Annotated in this window: 15 protein-coding genes and 2 riboswitches; of the genes, 6 read left to right on the forward strand and 9 right to left on the reverse strand. The window is 48.5% G+C overall.

The features are described from left to right. Positions 1-254 precede the first annotated feature (254 nt). Positions 255-443 carry a hypothetical protein gene (locus RRU94_RS25765; protein WP_410493003.1) on the reverse strand — a complete coding sequence of 63 codons (189 nt, stop codon included), beginning with the start codon at positions 441-443 and terminating at the stop codon, positions 255-257. Next, entirely contained in the window at positions 436-1,611 is a 1,176-nt protein-coding gene (locus tag RRU94_RS25000) for an MFS transporter (protein ID WP_315693533.1), read from the reverse strand. Before RRU94_RS25000 ends, RRU94_RS25765 begins: the two co-directional genes overlap by 8 nt. Positions 1,612-1,795: 184 nt before the next feature. Then, positions 1,796-1,891, forward strand: a riboswitch (guanidine-I (ykkC/yxkD leader). Positions 1,892-1,957: 66 nt separating this feature from the next. On the opposite strand from RRU94_RS25000, the gene RRU94_RS25005 reads away from it, so the two are divergent. The 5 genes from RRU94_RS25005 (at position 1,958) to atzF (ending at position 10,356) form a co-directional block, all read left to right on the forward strand. Next, positions 1,958-3,319 carry an APC family permease gene (locus RRU94_RS25005; protein ID WP_315693534.1) on the forward strand — a complete coding sequence of 454 codons (1,362 nt, stop codon included), beginning with the start codon at positions 1,958-1,960 and terminating at the stop codon, positions 3,317-3,319. A gap of 89 nt (positions 3,320-3,408) precedes the next feature. Next, a riboswitch (guanidine-I (ykkC/yxkD leader) is annotated at positions 3,409-3,515 on the forward strand. A gap of 84 nt (positions 3,516-3,599) precedes the next feature. Continuing rightward, on the forward strand, positions 3,600-4,328 hold the full coding sequence (locus RRU94_RS25010; RefSeq protein ID WP_315693535.1) for an urea amidolyase associated protein UAAP1: 729 nt from the start codon (positions 3,600-3,602) through the stop codon (positions 4,326-4,328). Next, a complete protein-coding gene (locus RRU94_RS25015; RefSeq protein WP_315693536.1) occupies positions 4,328-4,981 on the forward strand; it encodes an urea amidolyase associated protein UAAP2 in 654 nt (217 codons plus the stop codon). The genes RRU94_RS25010 and RRU94_RS25015 overlap by 1 nt, the downstream gene beginning before the upstream one ends. A gap of 13 nt (positions 4,982-4,994) precedes the next feature. After that, positions 4,995-8,651, forward strand: coding sequence for an urea carboxylase (gene uca / locus RRU94_RS25020; protein WP_315693538.1), 3,657 nt, complete (start codon positions 4,995-4,997; stop codon positions 8,649-8,651). Then, the gene (gene atzF, locus RRU94_RS25025) at positions 8,611-10,356 is read left to right on the forward strand and encodes an allophanate hydrolase (RefSeq protein ID WP_315693540.1); all 1,746 of its coding nucleotides are present in this window, start codon (positions 8,611-8,613) and stop codon (positions 10,354-10,356) included. The genes uca and atzF overlap by 41 nt, the downstream gene beginning before the upstream one ends. Positions 10,357-10,390: 34 nt before the next feature. On the opposite strand, the gene RRU94_RS25030 is transcribed toward atzF, so the two are convergent. Beyond that, the gene (locus RRU94_RS25030; protein ID WP_315693541.1) at positions 10,391-10,825 is read right to left on the reverse strand and encodes a DnaD domain protein; all 435 of its coding nucleotides are present in this window, start codon (positions 10,823-10,825) and stop codon (positions 10,391-10,393) included. A 160-nt stretch (positions 10,826-10,985) separates the two neighbouring features. Between RRU94_RS25030 and RRU94_RS25035 the strand changes: the two genes are divergently transcribed. Beyond that, on the forward strand, positions 10,986-11,282 hold the full coding sequence (locus RRU94_RS25035; RefSeq protein ID WP_315693543.1) for a hypothetical protein: 297 nt from the start codon (positions 10,986-10,988) through the stop codon (positions 11,280-11,282). Between the two features lie 33 nt (positions 11,283-11,315). Here the strand turns inward: RRU94_RS25035 and RRU94_RS25040 are convergent, their stop codons facing one another. The 6 genes from RRU94_RS25040 to RRU94_RS25065 all read right to left on the reverse strand — a co-directional run bounded on the left by RRU94_RS25040 (position 11,316) and on the right by RRU94_RS25065 (position 15,873). Beyond that, positions 11,316-11,945, reverse strand: a complete 630-nt coding sequence (locus RRU94_RS25040) for a LysE family translocator (protein WP_315693544.1) — start codon at positions 11,943-11,945, stop codon at positions 11,316-11,318. Between the two features lie 135 nt (positions 11,946-12,080). After that, positions 12,081-12,797 carry a YebC/PmpR family DNA-binding transcriptional regulator gene (locus tag RRU94_RS25045; RefSeq protein WP_251272490.1) on the reverse strand — a complete coding sequence of 239 codons (717 nt, stop codon included), beginning with the start codon at positions 12,795-12,797 and terminating at the stop codon, positions 12,081-12,083. A 73-nt stretch (positions 12,798-12,870) separates the two neighbouring features. Continuing rightward, positions 12,871-13,656 (reverse strand): enoyl-CoA hydratase-related protein, encoded by a 786-nt coding sequence (locus tag RRU94_RS25050; RefSeq protein WP_315693545.1) that lies wholly within the window; start codon positions 13,654-13,656, stop codon positions 12,871-12,873. A 128-nt stretch (positions 13,657-13,784) separates the two neighbouring features. After that, positions 13,785-14,816: an NADH:flavin oxidoreductase/NADH oxidase gene (locus RRU94_RS25055; RefSeq protein ID WP_315693546.1), complete on the reverse strand. Its 1,032-nt coding sequence runs from the start codon at positions 14,814-14,816 to the stop codon at positions 13,785-13,787. 136 nt (positions 14,817-14,952) lie between these two features. Then, positions 14,953-15,387: a MarR family winged helix-turn-helix transcriptional regulator gene (locus tag RRU94_RS25060; RefSeq protein WP_315693547.1), complete on the reverse strand. Its 435-nt coding sequence runs from the start codon at positions 15,385-15,387 to the stop codon at positions 14,953-14,955. Between the two features lie 168 nt (positions 15,388-15,555). Continuing rightward, positions 15,556-15,873 (reverse strand): thioredoxin family protein, encoded by a 318-nt coding sequence (locus tag RRU94_RS25065; RefSeq protein WP_315696142.1) that lies wholly within the window; start codon positions 15,871-15,873, stop codon positions 15,556-15,558. Between the last annotated feature and the right edge of the window lie 140 nt (positions 15,874-16,013).

Consider the following 16,013-nt stretch of genomic DNA (forward strand, 5'->3'; position numbering starts at 1 on the left):
ATAACTTGCTGTACTCTAATCGCCATTTTTAAAGCGCTTTCTTTTATGTCCAAAGAACAAATCGCTTACATACGAGCAGCATATCGCCCCGAAATTCCCGGTCCAGCTCCTGAAAAGCAAGTGTGAAAAAGTTATTATGCGTTTCGTACCGTTATGTGTATGAACGGGTCTCCCTCTCCTTCTGCTTCCGTGAATTATGGGCATGATTTGCATCTCTGTTGTTTGGATAATAGCTGCCGGTTCCTCCCGGCTGTTTAATAGAATACTATAATCTCCTTTTCAAGGAAGATGTTCCTGTTCAATTTCATAGAAAACAAGCCGCCGTTTTGATTCCCATGCCAGGACGGGCTGGAATCGGCGCCAAACGAACACGCCGATACAAATGCCGGTTCACTTTTCCCTTTCCAAAACGAATCCCCATATGCTTTTGCTGCTTTATTCATTTTCAGCCGCTCCTTCGTAGTTTCGAAGCCGATGCATAGCTGCTATGCCCAGCACAGGGCCAATCCCAAGAACAAAAAAGGCCCATTCCCAGCCCGCATGCACTTGTATCCATGATACCAGATTAATGGATATAATTGTTAACAAAAATCCAATACTCATTTGAAATGTCAGTGCTGTGCCCAAATAATCTCCCTCTGCAAACTCAGAAACGGCTGCTGAAAACTGCGCAGAATCCGCAATAATAGAACATCCCCAAATAGAAGCCACTACCATCATAAGCAGCAGTGAATGTTCAAAGGTGAAGCCAATCGTAAACGCACAGACAGCACTCGTCCCCATGGCCCAAATGGTCAGCCGGGCACGGCCCACCTTATCTGCAAGCAAACCGCCGAGCACACACCCAGCTGCACCAGCCAGGCCAATTGTTACAAATGAAAGAAAAGAAGCGTGTGCCAAGCCGCCTTCTGCCATAAAAAGCGGCAGCCATGTCCACATGGCATACAACTCCCACATGTGGCCGAAATACCCGTAGTTTGCCAGCATAACCGGCTTGTTACGCAGTACTTTGCCAATCATATTGACCGAGAAAACAGACGGTGTGCCCTGCTGGGGGGCGTCCTGTACAAAACGAATCATAATGACTGCCGACAACACCGATAAAATAGAGCTTAAGAGAATAACCCCTCTCCAATCTACGTTCATCGTCAGGGCTGCCAGCAAATGCGGCAGGGCCGAACCAAGAGTGAGTGCACCAATCACAATGCCAATCGCAAGGCCCCGGTGCTTCGGAAACCAGAGCGTTAATACTTTAACGGCTACCGGATAAACGCCTGCAAGGGCTGCTCCGGTCAAAAAACGCAGCAAAATACCGATAAAAGGATGGTCTGCAAACAAAAGCAGGCTGTTGGCAAGCGCTCCTGCCAGCGCTGATATCATAAATAATTTTCTTGCTGGAAATCGGTCAGAAATCCCTAAAACAGCACTTATCAAAGCGCCGGCTGCAAACCCGGCCGGCACGGCAGCCGACACCCATGGTTTATCCGCTTCCGTTAATCCCCATCGGTCTGTCAGATCATTGATCACAGCGGAAGCACTGAACCAAAGGCTGAGCGCAAAGAACACAGCGATAGAGCCCCATGCCAATGCCCCCCATTTTGACTGTTTCATTTCTTGTCCCCCTCTTTCTGTGTCCAGACCATTGTACAAAGAAAAGAAGAAAAAAGGGAACGCAAAAAAGAGTTTTCGAAATATTTTGTTATAAAATCTAACATGTTCGTTGCACACACTCTTTTTTCTCCTTATACTCCGTATTATCAAACAAATAGGGGTTCTTATTATCGCAATCAAGAACAAAGATGCTTCCTAGGGTTCCGGTTGAAAAACGTCTGGTCCGAGAGGGAGCGTACAGTATGTACTGTATACACGGAGGGATAAAAGCCCGGGAGAATTTTGAATAAAATTCTCCCGGGCTTTTTTATTTTTCCGCTACATTCGGAAAAGAGGGTGAATAAAGATGACTGAAAAAACGACACTTGCGAAATCACTGAAGCTGCATCAAGTTGTATTTATGGGGCTTGCCTGGATGACACCGATGATTTTCTTTACCGTTTACGGTGTTGCATTTAAAGCGGCAGGCGGGATGATGGCCGCTGCTTATATCGTTGCTTTTCTGGCTATTTTCTTTACTGCTTACAGCTACAGCCGCATGGTCAAAGCGTATCCGATTTCAGGTTCTGCTTACACCTATACGAAAAAAGCAATCCATCCCACAGCCGGATTTTTAGTCGGCTGGGCTCTATTAATGGATTATATTTTCTCACCCATCATTGCGGTTTTAACTTTTGGCATTTTTATGAATACCGAGTTTCCAGCCATTCCGGTTTTCGTCTGGATTATTGTGATGAATGTGGTGCTTGCGGTCGTGAATATTGTCGGCATCAAGTCTGCCGCACGCGTCAGTGGTATTTCGGTTCTTGTACAAATTGGATTTATCCTGTTGTTCTGCTTATTCATCGTAAAAGATATTATGACTGGCGACACCGGGTCAAGCTCCCTGTTTTCGCTCGCGCCGTTTTTCGGTGAACATGCTGGACTGGGTGCTGTTTTTTCCGGTGCCGCACTGATCTGCTTCTGCTTTCTCGGATTTGACGCCGTCACCACTATGTCAGAAGAAACGATCGAAGCGGATAAAACGATCCCGAAAGCCATTTTCCTCATTGTGTTTATGGCTGCGGCGATGTACATTGCGATTTCGTATTTAACGCAGGTTGCTTATCCTGACTTTACATTTACCAATCCCGACAATGCCGCTTACAGCCTTGTACAGCTTGTTGGCGGAAACCTCTTAAGCTCGTTATTTATTATGGTATTGATCATCGCTACGTTTACGCAAGGGGTTTCCTCTGTCACTAGTGTCAGTCGGTTTATGTATGCTTTAGGACGTGAATCGATTCTGCCGGAGAAACTGTTTACCTCTCTTCATCCGAAATATCAAACACCGGTCGCAAACATCCTGTTTGTCGCTGCCGTTTCTTTATCCGCTGTTTTTATTAATTTAGATACAGCAGTTATGTTTGTCAGCTTTGGCGCTTTAACTGCTTTTACATTCGTGAATGTATCGGTTATTGCCCATTACTATATAAAGTTAAAGAAGCGTTCACCGAAAGAAACGTTTTTGTATCTTGTTTTCCCAATGATCGGTGCCGGGTTTATCGGCTGGCTTCTGACGCTGTTAGATAAGCATACGCTGACATATGGAGTTATCTGGGTCATTGCCGGCTTCATTTACTGGCAGGCTAGAAAAGCCTGGCTGTCAGCTCAAAGCAAGCAGCGGGATGTTCAAACAAAACCGATTGTGCAGCAAAAAACGATGTGAGATAATCTAACATAAACATTGTTTTCATTTTTTTCAGACTGTTATACTTGTTGCATAAACCAATAAAGGTTTTCACATCGCGTTGAAAACAAAAAGCTGTCTAGGGTTCCGTTTAAAGAGTTCTTCTTTAAAGCCTGGTCCGAGAGAGAGCGTACAGCTGCTGCTGTATACACGGAAGGATAAAAGCCTGGGAGATGACCATCTCCCGGGCTTTTATCCTTTTTTCATGATTCCATATGAGCGCCCTGCGCTTTGTTCATTTAAAAGGAGGCTGTTTTACATGACTGATATGTTAACAAAGTATATTCCTGCCGGCGGCAAATGGTCCGGCCGGATCAGCCGCGGCAAGTCCATTACATTTACGGCGATGGAGGATGGCGCTAACGTCTCTCTTCTTCTTTATTCCACCATGGATACAGCAGAGCGCTACAATATGCCGGATACATTAAAAGCTCAGCACACTGCCCACTTAACGACAGGAAACGTGCTGATGAGTGATAACGGGCGCGTGCTGGCCAGCCTCACAGATGACTCACTCGGCTGGCATGATACGATTTCCGGTTACATCTCACGCCGTATCGTCGACGAGCGCTACGGACGAACAACCTATCAGGAAAAACGAAACGACTGGTATCGAAGCGGTGAAGAAAACTTTGCCGTTGAACTGTTCCGAAACGGCCTGACAACACGCGATCTCGTCCCTGTTGTGAATTTGTTTTCCAAAGTGTACTGCACGGAAGACGGCCGCATGCATTTTGTTTCCGGCCATGCCAAAAAAGGCGACTCTGTGACACTGCGGACGGAATTAGATGTTCTGCTCGTTTTATCCAATACGCCAAATCCGCTTGACCCAAGCCCCGTCTACCCTTCTGTACCGGTGAAAATCGAAATTACGGATGCAGCACCGGTGCAGGAAGACGACCTTTGCTTGAATCACCGCCCGGAAAACCGGCGCGCGTTTGAAAATACATGGGACTACACAATGCTTACTCAAGGAGGAGTTCGATAATGGCGGTATTACATCATGTTGTGAGTGATCGAAAAGCAGAGGATGCTTTTTACAATAAAACCATCCCAGCGGGAGATGGCTGGACGTATACGCTAGAGCCGGGACAGGTGCTTCGTATTGTCGACTTGGAGGGAAATCAAGCAGCGGACACATTGTTTTATGATGCTGATAATCCGGCGGATCATTACAGTGCGGTCAACACGATTACGCGCCAGGGCAATATGTATTTAACAACCGGCTCTGTTCTTTTATCTGAATCAGGCAAAGAACTGGTCAAAATTGTGGCTGATACGTGCGGCAGTCACGATACGATCGGCGGCGCCTGCTCAGCACAAAGCAACACAGTGCGCTACTCACACGATACGCTGCCGATGCATAACTGCCGTGATACGTTTATGCTGCAGCTTTCCAAAAACGACCCACGCTTTACAAAGCGGGATTTAGCTCCTAACGTCAACTTTTTCATGAATGTACCGGTCACACCAGACGGCGGATTAACCTTTGCTGACGGTGTTTCGGCTCCCGGCTACTACGTGGAAATGCAGGCAGTGAGTCGGACACTTGTCCTAATCAGCAACTGCCCGCAGTTAAACAATCCTTGCAACGCCTTCAATCCGACACCGATTCAACTGCTAATCTGGAATCAAAACTAAAGGAGCGATGACCATGTTTACAAAAGTATTAATTGCCAACCGCGGAGCCATTGCCGTCCGCATTGAACGAACCCTTCGCCAAATGGGCATCGCCTCTGTTGCCGTCTACACGAAAGCAGACCAGGACAGCCTGCATGTTGATTTAGCAGATGAAGCGATTTTAATTGGGGAAGGCGCAGCAAAAGACAGCTATTTAAATACCGAGCTTATTTTAAACACCGCTATCCAAACAGGCGCTCAGGCTATTCACCCCGGATACGGATTTCTAAGCGAAAACGCTGATTTTGCCCGTGCCTGCCGCGAAAATGGCATTGCATTTATCGGCCCAACACCAGAACAAATGGAGCTGTTCGGCTTAAAGCATTCTGCCCGTGAAATGGCGGAAAAAGCGGGCGTCCCGCTTCTTCCCGGTACAGCACTCATTACAGATCTTCAAACAGCTTTGTCAGAAGCAGCACAAATCGGCTATCCGGTTATGCTGAAAAGCACAGCAGGCGGCGGCGGCATCGGCATGCGTGTCTGCGGGGATGAAACTGCGCTTCGTGACGCCTTCGATTCAGTCTGCCGTCTGGCCGAGACCAACTTTAACAATGGCGGTGTGTTTTTAGAAAAATACATTCAAAAAGCGCGCCATGTAGAAGTGCAAATTTTCGGCAATGAATTCGGTGAGGTAGCCGCGCTTGGCGAGCGGGATTGCTCGATTCAGCGGCGCAATCAAAAAGTCGTTGAGGAAAGCCCGGCTCCCTGCCTCTCTTCTGCGGTCCGTAAACAAATGCTCGACTCTGCCAAGCGTCTTGCAGAAGAAGTAGGCTACCGGAGTGCTGGAACCGTCGAGTTTTTATATGATCCAGAAGCAGAACAGTTTTATTTTCTTGAAGTAAATACCCGGCTTCAAGTCGAGCATGGCGTGACGGAGGAAGTGCTTGGCATCGATTTAGTAGAATGGATGGTGCGCGAGGCAGCAGGCGAATTACGCGGGCTCAGCCACTTGTACAAAGCGCCAAAAGGCCACAGTATTCAAGCTCGCATTTATGCAGAAGACTGCTTGAACGACTTCCGGCCAAGCGGCGGCCAGCTCGACCAGGTCCGCTTTTCTGAACAAGCCCGCATTGAAACATGGGTGCGGGACGGGCTGAACGTGACGTCTCTTTACGACCCTATGCTTGCGAAAGTGATTGTTCATGCTGATACGCGCGAAGCAGCCATCGACAAGCTGCACGCAGCACTTTGTGAAACGCGCCTTTACGGTGTCACAACGAACCTTCAATTCATTCAAGCGCTCCTGCAGGAAAACGACTGCCGAAGCGGTCTTGTTCATACCCGTATGCTCGACGGTTTTACACCGGCGGAACAGGCGATTGAAGTGCTTGACGGCGGCATTCAAACGACCGTGCAGGACTGGCCGGGCCGCATCGGCCACTGGGATGTAGGCGTTCCTCCGTGCGGACCGATGGATCCTTTTTCGTTCCGAATCGGCAATAAACTTTTAGGGAATGAAGACCGGGCTGCTGGTCTTGAACTGACTCTTCGCGGCGGGTCTTACCGTTTTCGCAGCGATACTCCTTTTTGCCTGACAGGAGCGGACATGAAGGCTGTACTGGATAAAGAAGCGGTGCCTATGTATACGGTTGTGCAGGCAAAGCGCGGACAGGTGCTGACGTTCGGTGAAGCCGAAACAGGCATGCGCACTTACTTCCTCGTCGCAGGCGGTTTAGATATGCCGCTTCACCTCGGCAGTGCCGCAACGTTCACCCTTGGCGGATTCGGCGGACATGGCGGACGGGCGCTGCGGACGGGAGATGTTTTGCAGGTTCATCCTGTTTCCCTTCCTTCTCCTGCGGCGCTTGCGGCAGACAAACAGCCGGTTTTAACAAAAGAATGGACCATTGGTGTGATCCCAGGCCCTCATTGTACAACTGAATTTTTATTGCCGGAATACCTGGAGCAGCTCACTGAAACAAGCTGGGAAGTTCACTTTAACAGCTCGCGCACTGGTGTCCGCTTAATTGGGCCTGCCCCGCTTTGGACACGTGAAGACGGCGGTGAAGCCGGCCTTCATCCGTCTAATATTCATGATAATGCGTATGCCATCGGAACACTTGACTTAACAGGTGACATGCCGATTTTACTTGGTCCGGACGGGCCGAGCCTGGGCGGATTTGTCTGCCCGGTCACGACGGCTTCCGCAGAATTTTGGAAGATCGGCCAGCTGCACGCCGGCGACCGCATCCGTTTTCAGCTGCTCACGCTTCAGGAAGCCGAAGCTCTTCGCCAGGCACAAGAGGAGCATTTGAATGCCATTGGGTTAAAGGAAGTGTCTTCTCTGCTTCCATCGCTTCCAGAAAAAGCGGCCCGTCTTACGCCGGATTATCCGATTCTCGTTGAGCAGTCAACGGGCAGCTTCCCAATGACGATCCGGGCAGCAGGCGACGAACACGTACTGGTTGAATACGGTGATATGGAGCTTGACCTTCTGCTTCGTTTTCAAGTTCACGCTTTAATGGAAGCCGTTCAAGCACGCTCTGACATTCCGGTTCTTGATTTAACGCCGGGTATCCGTTCCTTGCAGGTTCATATCGATGCTTCTCAAATGTCGATCACGGAGCTTTGCGAAGTTCTTGCAGCGATCGATGAAAAGCTTCCGCCTCTTGAAGAAATTGAAGTGCCATCGCGCATCGTCCGGCTTCCCCTTTCTTGGGATGATCCGGCGACGCAGCTGGCCATCGAGCGCTATCAGAAAAACGTCCGCCCTGACGCTCCGTGGTGCCCGAGCAACCTCGAATTTATCCGCCGGGTCAACGGGTTAAACGACATCGAAGATGTAAAACGTATCGTATTTGACGCTAATTATCTTGTTCTCGGCCTGGGAGATGTTTACCTCGGTGCCCCTGTCGCAACGCCGGTCGACCCACGCCACCGTCTTGTGACCACTAAATACAACCCGGCTCGTACATGGACGCCGGAAAACGCAGTCGGGATCGGTGGTGCCTACATGTGTGTATACGGCATGGAAGGACCAGGAGGCTATCAGTTTGTCGGCCGTACTGTACAGGTTTGGAACCGGCTTCGTGAAACCGAAAGCTTCCAGGCTGGCAAGCCGTGGCTGCTCCGTTTCTTCGACCAAATTCAATTTTATCCGGTTAGTGCGGACGAACTGCTTGAAATGCGTGAAGACTTCCTGCGCGGACGTTTTGAAATCGACATTACGGAAACCACCTTTAAACTCGGCGACTATTTAGCTTTTCTTGAATCCATTGAAGAAAGCGCCCAGGAATTCCGCCAAACACAGCAGGCTGCTTTCCGTGCCGAGCGGGAAAGCTGGCGCGAGCTTGGCCTTACGGAATATGTGTCCGAACACGAAGCAGCAGAGCCAGCGGAAGAAACCATTCCGGAAGGAGCGGAAGCGGTCCGCTGCTCAATGCCTGGAAGTGTGTGGAAGGTTCTTGTTTCTCCAGGAGACGAAGTGAAGAAAGGCGATACGCTTATCATTGAAGAAAGCATGAAAATGGAGTTTCCCCAGCCGGCTCCATGTGATGGCTTTGTCGAGTCTGTTTATGTAGCGCCAGGAGATGAAGTTCATGCGGGACAGTTGATTGTTTCCATTACAAAAGAAAAGCGAGGTGCTTTTGATGCAGACGATAAACCTGCCGAAAACGTTATCCATTCGTGAGTTAAAGAAGGGCTACCAATCTGGCAGCTTAAAGCCGGAGATGGTCGTTGAACAAATTATCGAACGGTCTGAGACTGACCGGGACATGAATATTTGGATTACACCGCCGTCCTGGAGCTTCATCCGCCCTTACGTGGAGCGGTTAAAGACTATCGATCCATCCCAGGCACCGCTTTGGGGCATTCCGTTTGCCATTAAAGACAACATCGACCTTGCTGGTGTGGCGACAACAGCGGGGTGTGCAGAATTTGCTTACACACCCGATGAACATGCAACCGTCGTTGGGCGCTTGATTGACGCCGGTGCTATTCCAGTCGGAAAAACAAACCTGGACCAATTTGCGACTGGCCTCGTTGGAACAAGAAGCCCGTATGGCGAAACGCAAAATGCGCTGAACCCCGATTTAATCAGCGGTGGTTCAAGCGCGGGCTCCGCCGTATCCGTCGCCCGCGGCCAGGCAGCTTTTTCACTCGGCACAGACACAGCAGGATCCGGACGCGTACCGGCCGGGCTCAACCGATTGATCGGCTACAAGCCGAGCCTGGGTGCATGGCCGGTCAAAGGTGTCGTTCCGGCGTGTGCGAGCCTTGATTGTGTAACGGTTTTTGCCAACAGCTTAGATGATGCAGATCTTGTCGATCAAGCTGCCCGTGGCTTTGATGCCCGGGACCCATGGTCGAAACAGATTACACGCCAGGCATCAGCGCTTCCCCAAAAAATATTAGTACCAAGCGAATTGCCGGTTTTTTACGGACCATTCGCAGATCAATACAAACAAGCCTGGCAGCATACGTTAGAAAAGCTGCATGCGCTCGGTCTGCCTGTTGAATCGATCGATGTCACCTACCTTTCCGAGGCGGCGGCTGTTTTATACGACGGCCCGTGGGTAGCAGAGCGCTGGGCTGATTTGGGCTCGTTCATTAACGAACATCAAAGCGCCGTATTCCCGGTAACAGAAACCGTATTACGATCCGGAGCTAAGCCGGAATATGATGCCGCCTCCCTTTTCAAGGCAATGCATACGCTTCAGGCGTTTAAACAAAAAGCTCATCAGCAGCTGCAAGATGCCGTTTTGATTATGCCGACAGCCGGCGGTACGTGGACACGCGAAGAGGTCCGCAACAAACCTGTTCAAACAAACAGTCAAATGGGGCTTTATACAAATCACTGCAATTTGCTCGATTTGTCTGCTGTGAACATTCCGGCCGAAGATGCAGCAGAGAACTTGCCTTTTGGCATCACACTATTTTCAGGACCAAGAGATGAGCATTTGATTACGGGCTTCGCCGGCTTGTTTTTGCACGGCCGCCGCGCCCCTGAAAAACCATCCACAACGCTCGTTGCTGTCTGCGGCCTTCATATGAAAGGATTTCCGCTTGAAAAGCAAATGCTCGAGCACGAAGCCATTTTTGTCCGGGAAGCAAAAACAGCTCCCGAATATAAGCTTGTAGAGCTCGATACCATGCCGAAAAAACCAGGGCTCATTCGAACAACAGAGGATGGCTTCTCTATTGAACTGGAATTGTGGGAAATGCCTCTTTCTCAATTAGGGTCGTTTGTTTCTCTTATTCCATCGCCGCTTGGTTTTGGCACTATTGAGCTCGAAGATGGCACACATGTGCAGGGATTCTTGTGTGAAGCAAGCGCGGCAGCGGCCGGAAAAGATATCTCTTCCCTCGGCGGATGGCGATATCGCCAAAACTAAAAAGCTTCAGCGGCATCGAGCCGCTGAAGCTTTTTTATGAGCGCGTAAACAGCTCCCGAACATAAGCGCCAAGCTGTTCATCTGTTAAATTACTGGCAGCCGCCCCGCGGATCATATCCACCGTGAGGACGGGTTTTTTCTTCGAGTGAAGAATGTCCGTCATCCAAAGCGTTTTATATTTTGTATGTTCTTTTTGAACGAGATTCATTGCTTCTTCTGCGGTTTCCACCTTTAATCTGCTCCAATGCATCGCAATTTTAAAAAGCGACGGGTGGCTGAGAGACAAGGAAGCCAAAAGTATGTATTGAATAAGGACATTAATCACCTCATCTCGCAGGTGGTACCGCTTATTTAAATCGGCAATAACAGTAAGATCCATATTAGAGACGGAATCTTTTCCAGTGGTATGCATGATCATCTGCCGTGGACTAATGCTTTTAAAATATGCGGCAGCGTTATGGCTCGTCATTGAGAGTGTCCTCCTTTTTAAAGAATGCTTATTCCTTTTCTTTCCCCGCCTGCCCCTTTCTAAAGCCTTCTTTTTTCTAGAAAATGTTTGAAGTTCCGTATTCCCGGCTATTCTACTACACAAAAGCTCTTTTAAGCCGAAAAAAGAAAGGACTTTTCCGATGAGCACAATAAAAGATCTTCACCACACAGATGAACCCGTTCAAGAAACCGGCACCTACATTTGTGCCGCTGGCAAAAGGGAAGAATTAAAGGAAGGCGAACAATTTCCTGTCTGCCCGAATACAAATGCACCGACCACCTGGCGCCATGAAGATCATATACACAATACCGGCGACCGCGTGACAGAAGCCGGTACGTATGTAGATGAAGACAAAGACAAAGTGGAGCTTGCACAGGGCGATACTTTTCCATCCTGCCCTAAATCCGGACAATCTACAGCATGGAAACACGCTTAATAAAAAACAGCCTCTCCTGCCAGAGGCTGTTTTTTAACGCCCTTGAAATGCTATTTTAACGCCAAGGCCGATATAAATCACCCCGATCACTTTATTACCGCCGCCCCGGTTCAGCCAGGAAATGCGCTTTATCCGCTCGCTGATCGGTTCGATGGCCAGCGCAATCAGCGTTGTATACACTACGCCGAGCAGCACGAAAATGAGACCGAGTGTCATAAATTGAAAAATAGACGCACCGCGCGCTGGATCCACAAACTGCGGCAAAAAAGCCAGAAAAAACAGCGCCGTTTTCGGATTCAATACTTCTGCCAGAATCGCTTGTCTATAAATGCGCCCGGCTGAAGCCGCCGATGCCTTTGCCATTTCCGTTTGAGAGGCCTTAGCAAAAACAGCCCGGATGCCCATATAAAATAAATAAAAGGCACCAGCCCATTTCACCATATTAAATGCGGAAGCAGATGTCATTAAAATAGCCGACAGGCCGACCGCCGCAAAAATAGTATGAATTAAATCACCCGTTGCAAGACCCAGGCCGGTAATAACACCGGCTTTCCGCCCGTTTTGAACCGTTCGTGCTGCCGTTAGTAAAACAGCCGGACCGGGAACCAAAAACAAGCCGATCACAACCGCCGTAAACGTCAGCAATGTCGAAAAATCAAACATGATGCACCCTCACTTTTGTTTCTTATTCTTCTTTTATGATAGCAGGCACACCCCAAAATAATCCAGTTTATCTTGCTAAAGCGTTTTGGACAAAAGAAAAAGCAGCTGCTTCCTTAGAGCGCTGCTTTTTTCTTCTTATCCTAAATCAACGTTGTGGTATACCTGCTGCACATCCTCTAAATCTTCGATAGCATCAATCATTTTTTCGAATTGTGCCAGGTCTTCTTCTGACAATGTTACGTCGTTTTGAGCAAGCATCGTCAGCTCCGCAACTGTAAATTCTGTTACGCCCGCTGCTTTCAGCGCTTCCTGCACGGCATGGAATTGATCCGGCTCCGCATACACAATCACGGAATCTTCTTCTTCAAGCACATCCCGTACATCGATATCGGCTTCCATTAACAGCTCCAGCACTTCGTCTGCTGTTTTTCCTTCCAAGCCAAATACGGCTGTTGCATCAAACATGTAAGCAACCGAACCGCTCACACCCATGTTTCCGCCGTTTTTCCCAAACGCAGCCCGCACATCAGAAGCGGTCCGGTTCACGTTGTTTGTTAAGGCATCTACGATTACCATAGAGCCGCTTGGTCCAAATCCTTCGTAGCGAAGCTCATCGTAGTTTTCTTCCGCTCCGCCTTTTGCTTTTTCGATCGCCCGGTCTATAATCGTTTTAGGCACGCTGTATGTTTTCGCGCGCTCGAGCACCATCCGAAGCGCCTGATTGCTTTCTGGATTCGGCTCGCCCTGCTTGGCTGCTACATAGATTTCACGGCCGAATTTGGCGTAAATACGGCTTGTGTTGGCATCTTTTGATGCTTTCTTTTCTTTAATGTTATTCCATTTACGTCCCACACTGAACACTCGCTTTCCATTTTACAATCTAGGTTTATTATACAATAAACCTAGAGCTCCATACAAAGAGGGTTTATTGATCCCGAAATAGAGCCGGGCGCTTTTGGATAAAAGCAGTTACGCCCTCCTGCACATCTTGTGAAGCAAACAGCGCACCGAATTGTTCCACTTCAAGCGCCAATCCGTTCTCAAGCGGCAGCTCTGCACCCGCGAATACAGCCTGCATCGCTGCTTTTACAGACAAGCGGCTTTTCTGTGAAATGAGCTCCGCCATCCCGGCCGCTTCTTGCAAAAGCTGATCTGCCTCGACAGAACGGTTCACCAAACCAATCCGTTCTGCTTCCCGTCCATCTATAAACCGGCCGGTTAAAATGAGTTCAAGCGCCGTTGCCGTATTCGTTAACCGGGTGAGGCGCTGCGTCCCCCCGTAGCCTGGAATCAAGCCAAGCTTTGTTTCGGGAAGCCCGAGTTTTGCTTCATGTACCGCAATCCGCAGATGACAGCTCATCGCCAGTTCCAGCCCCCCGCCCAGGCAGGCACCATTAATCGCGGCAATGATCGGTTTTTCGGACTGCTCTATTTTTGTACATAATGCCTGGCCTTTCTGTGCGGCTTTCTTTGCTTCTTCTACCTGTCCAAACAAGGATGTGAATTCTTTAATATCTGCCCCGGCCACAAAGAAAGAGCCAGCCCCTGTTAAAATAACAGCTCTGACAGACGGATTGTTATTCAGCTCATCGATACACTGCTCCAGCTCTTCCAGCAATCTTTCATTCAGCGCATTCACAGGCGGATTTTTCAGCGTCATGTAAGCGATCTTATTTTCCACTTTTGTTTGAATCAAAGAAAAAGACTTCATTTCTATTCACTCTCCTTGTTAACATCCTGTTTTCATTTTATTGTACAAAAACCCAAATGAGTCTTCATTCATTATTTACTCATAAAAAAGCGTCTGAACAAACTTGTTCAAACGCTCCTGCTTCTATTTTATTTTCTTGGGAAGCCCATTTGGTACTGTTTAGGAATGCCTGCTTCTTTTCTTAATTGAACACCTGCTTCAAGCGTCCAGTTTGGATTTCTCAGCATGCCACGTCCGACCGCCACAAGGTCAGCTTCTTCGTTGCCGATCACCGCATTGGCCAAAACTGGCTCATCCAGGCGCCCGACTGCAATAACGGGTACGTCGACCGCTTCTTTAATAGCCCGCGCCAGCGGTACTTGATAAGCGGCATGCGTACCCGGCCGTCCAGCTGCGGCAATTGGGCCTTCGCCGCCTGCGCTAATGTGGAACATGTCAACACCTGCTGCTTTATACTCTTTTGAAAAGGCAATGCTTTCCTCAATGCCATAGCCGCCTTCAACATATTCTCTTGCAGAAATACGCATAATAAGCGGCATGTCTTCAGGCATTTCGCTCTTAGCCGCAGCAATCACTTCTTTTCCGAACCTTGTTAACTCTTGTCCATATTCATCAGTCCGTTTATTTGTCAGCGGCGACTGGAATTGGTGAATCAAGTAGCCATGCGCTCCGTGAAGCTCAATGGCGTCCACTCCTGCTTCCACTGCCCGGCGGACAGCAGACCGGAATTTTTCGACCATCTCATTTACTTCTTCCGTCGATAATGCTCTTGGTGTTTTAGACTTCTCGTCAAAAGCAATGGCAGATGGTGCCACCGGCTGCTCCGCATCTTCTGCTTTGCGTCCGGCATGAGCGATTTGAATCGCCACTTTTGCTCCGTGCTGGTGAACAGCATCAATAATTCGTTTTAAAGCTGGGATTTGCTCGTCTGACCATAAACCTAAGTCAAAGTCTGTAATACGGCCATCCGGCTCTACGTCGGTCATTTCAATAATAATAAAGCCTGTTCCGCCAACTGCCCGGCTGACATAGTGAACAAAATGCCAGTCATTTGCGATTCCGTCTTTTGCTTCTACCGAGTATTGGCACATTGGCGGCATCACGACACGGTTTTTTAATTCAAGTCCTTTTATTTTGTAAGGTGTAAACAAATGCTCCATGCTGTTCGTCTCCTTTTCTCCACATTTTATATGTATGCGCGTGCATGTAAATTATCTCTTACCGAAACTTTTCTGTCAAACAATGTGCATTGCATACAAAAAAGCTTTCCCCAAATGGAAAGCTTCCTAAACACACTTATCTTTTCAGCTGACGAAATGCAGACTGAAGACTTTCTTGAACAGCCGAGCTTGAAAAAGCGGACTCAAGCGTTTTGCAAAAAGTATTTAATACCTTTTCCAGCTTTTCTTCTCCTTCTTTTGTAAGCGAAGCATAAATGGCACGGCGGTCATCCTCGCAGCTATGACGCCTGAGAACCTGGCAGTTTTTTTCTTCAAGCCGGTTTACCAGGCGGGACAGTGCACTTTGACTTAAGCCGACCATTTCCTGCAGCTGATACAATTTTAGTTTTTTCTCAGGGGCTTCTGATAAAAACAGCAGCACGTAGCATTCATTTAGCGAAAGGCCGTGCTCCTGCTGCAGTGCCCCCTCCAGATTCTGTGCAACAGCCGCCTGCATCCTGGTCAAGGCGAGCCACCCGTTAAACAGCGGTGCCTTTTGATCGTTTTCCATCTTCACGTTCACCTATTTCTGCAAAATAATCATCCTATGCATGAAGCAGTATACTTCATTATACTATGTCCGCTTCTTCCTTCAACAGCAGGGAGGCCGCTTCGTTTTTACCGCCTGGCTGCGCCCATGAAAAAACCACTGCTCAAATCGAGCAGCGGCATAAGACAATCAAGCGGATAAGCTGTTAAGGAACGCTTCGATTTCTTCCTGTGTTTTCCGGTCTTTGCTGACAAATCGGCCCGCTTCTTCTCCGCTATGGTAAGCGACGAAGCTCGGAATACCAAATACACTCAGCTCACCGCACAAGTCAATAAACTCATCCCGGTCTACATAAATAAACTGATATTCCGGATAATCCGCTTCAATACCCGGCAAGATCGGCTCAATGACCCGGCAGTCCGGGCACCAGTCCGCTGAAAACATAAAAACAACGCGCTCTTCTTTTTTCAACTGCTCAAATTGATCCAGTGATTGCAATTTTTCCATCATGATTCCCTCCAGCTTTTTTCATGTACAATCCATTATACGACTTTTTACGCAAAAGAAAAAAGAAGAGGTTTCAACGGCCGTTGAAACCTCTTCTTTTATCATGCCTCGTCCGGATTTTTTATAATGAGCCGGATGAT

The organism is Domibacillus sp. DTU_2020_1001157_1_SI_ALB_TIR_016 (assembly GCF_032341995.1).
GTDB lineage: Bacteria > Bacillota > Bacilli > Bacillales > Domibacillaceae > Domibacillus > Domibacillus indicus_A.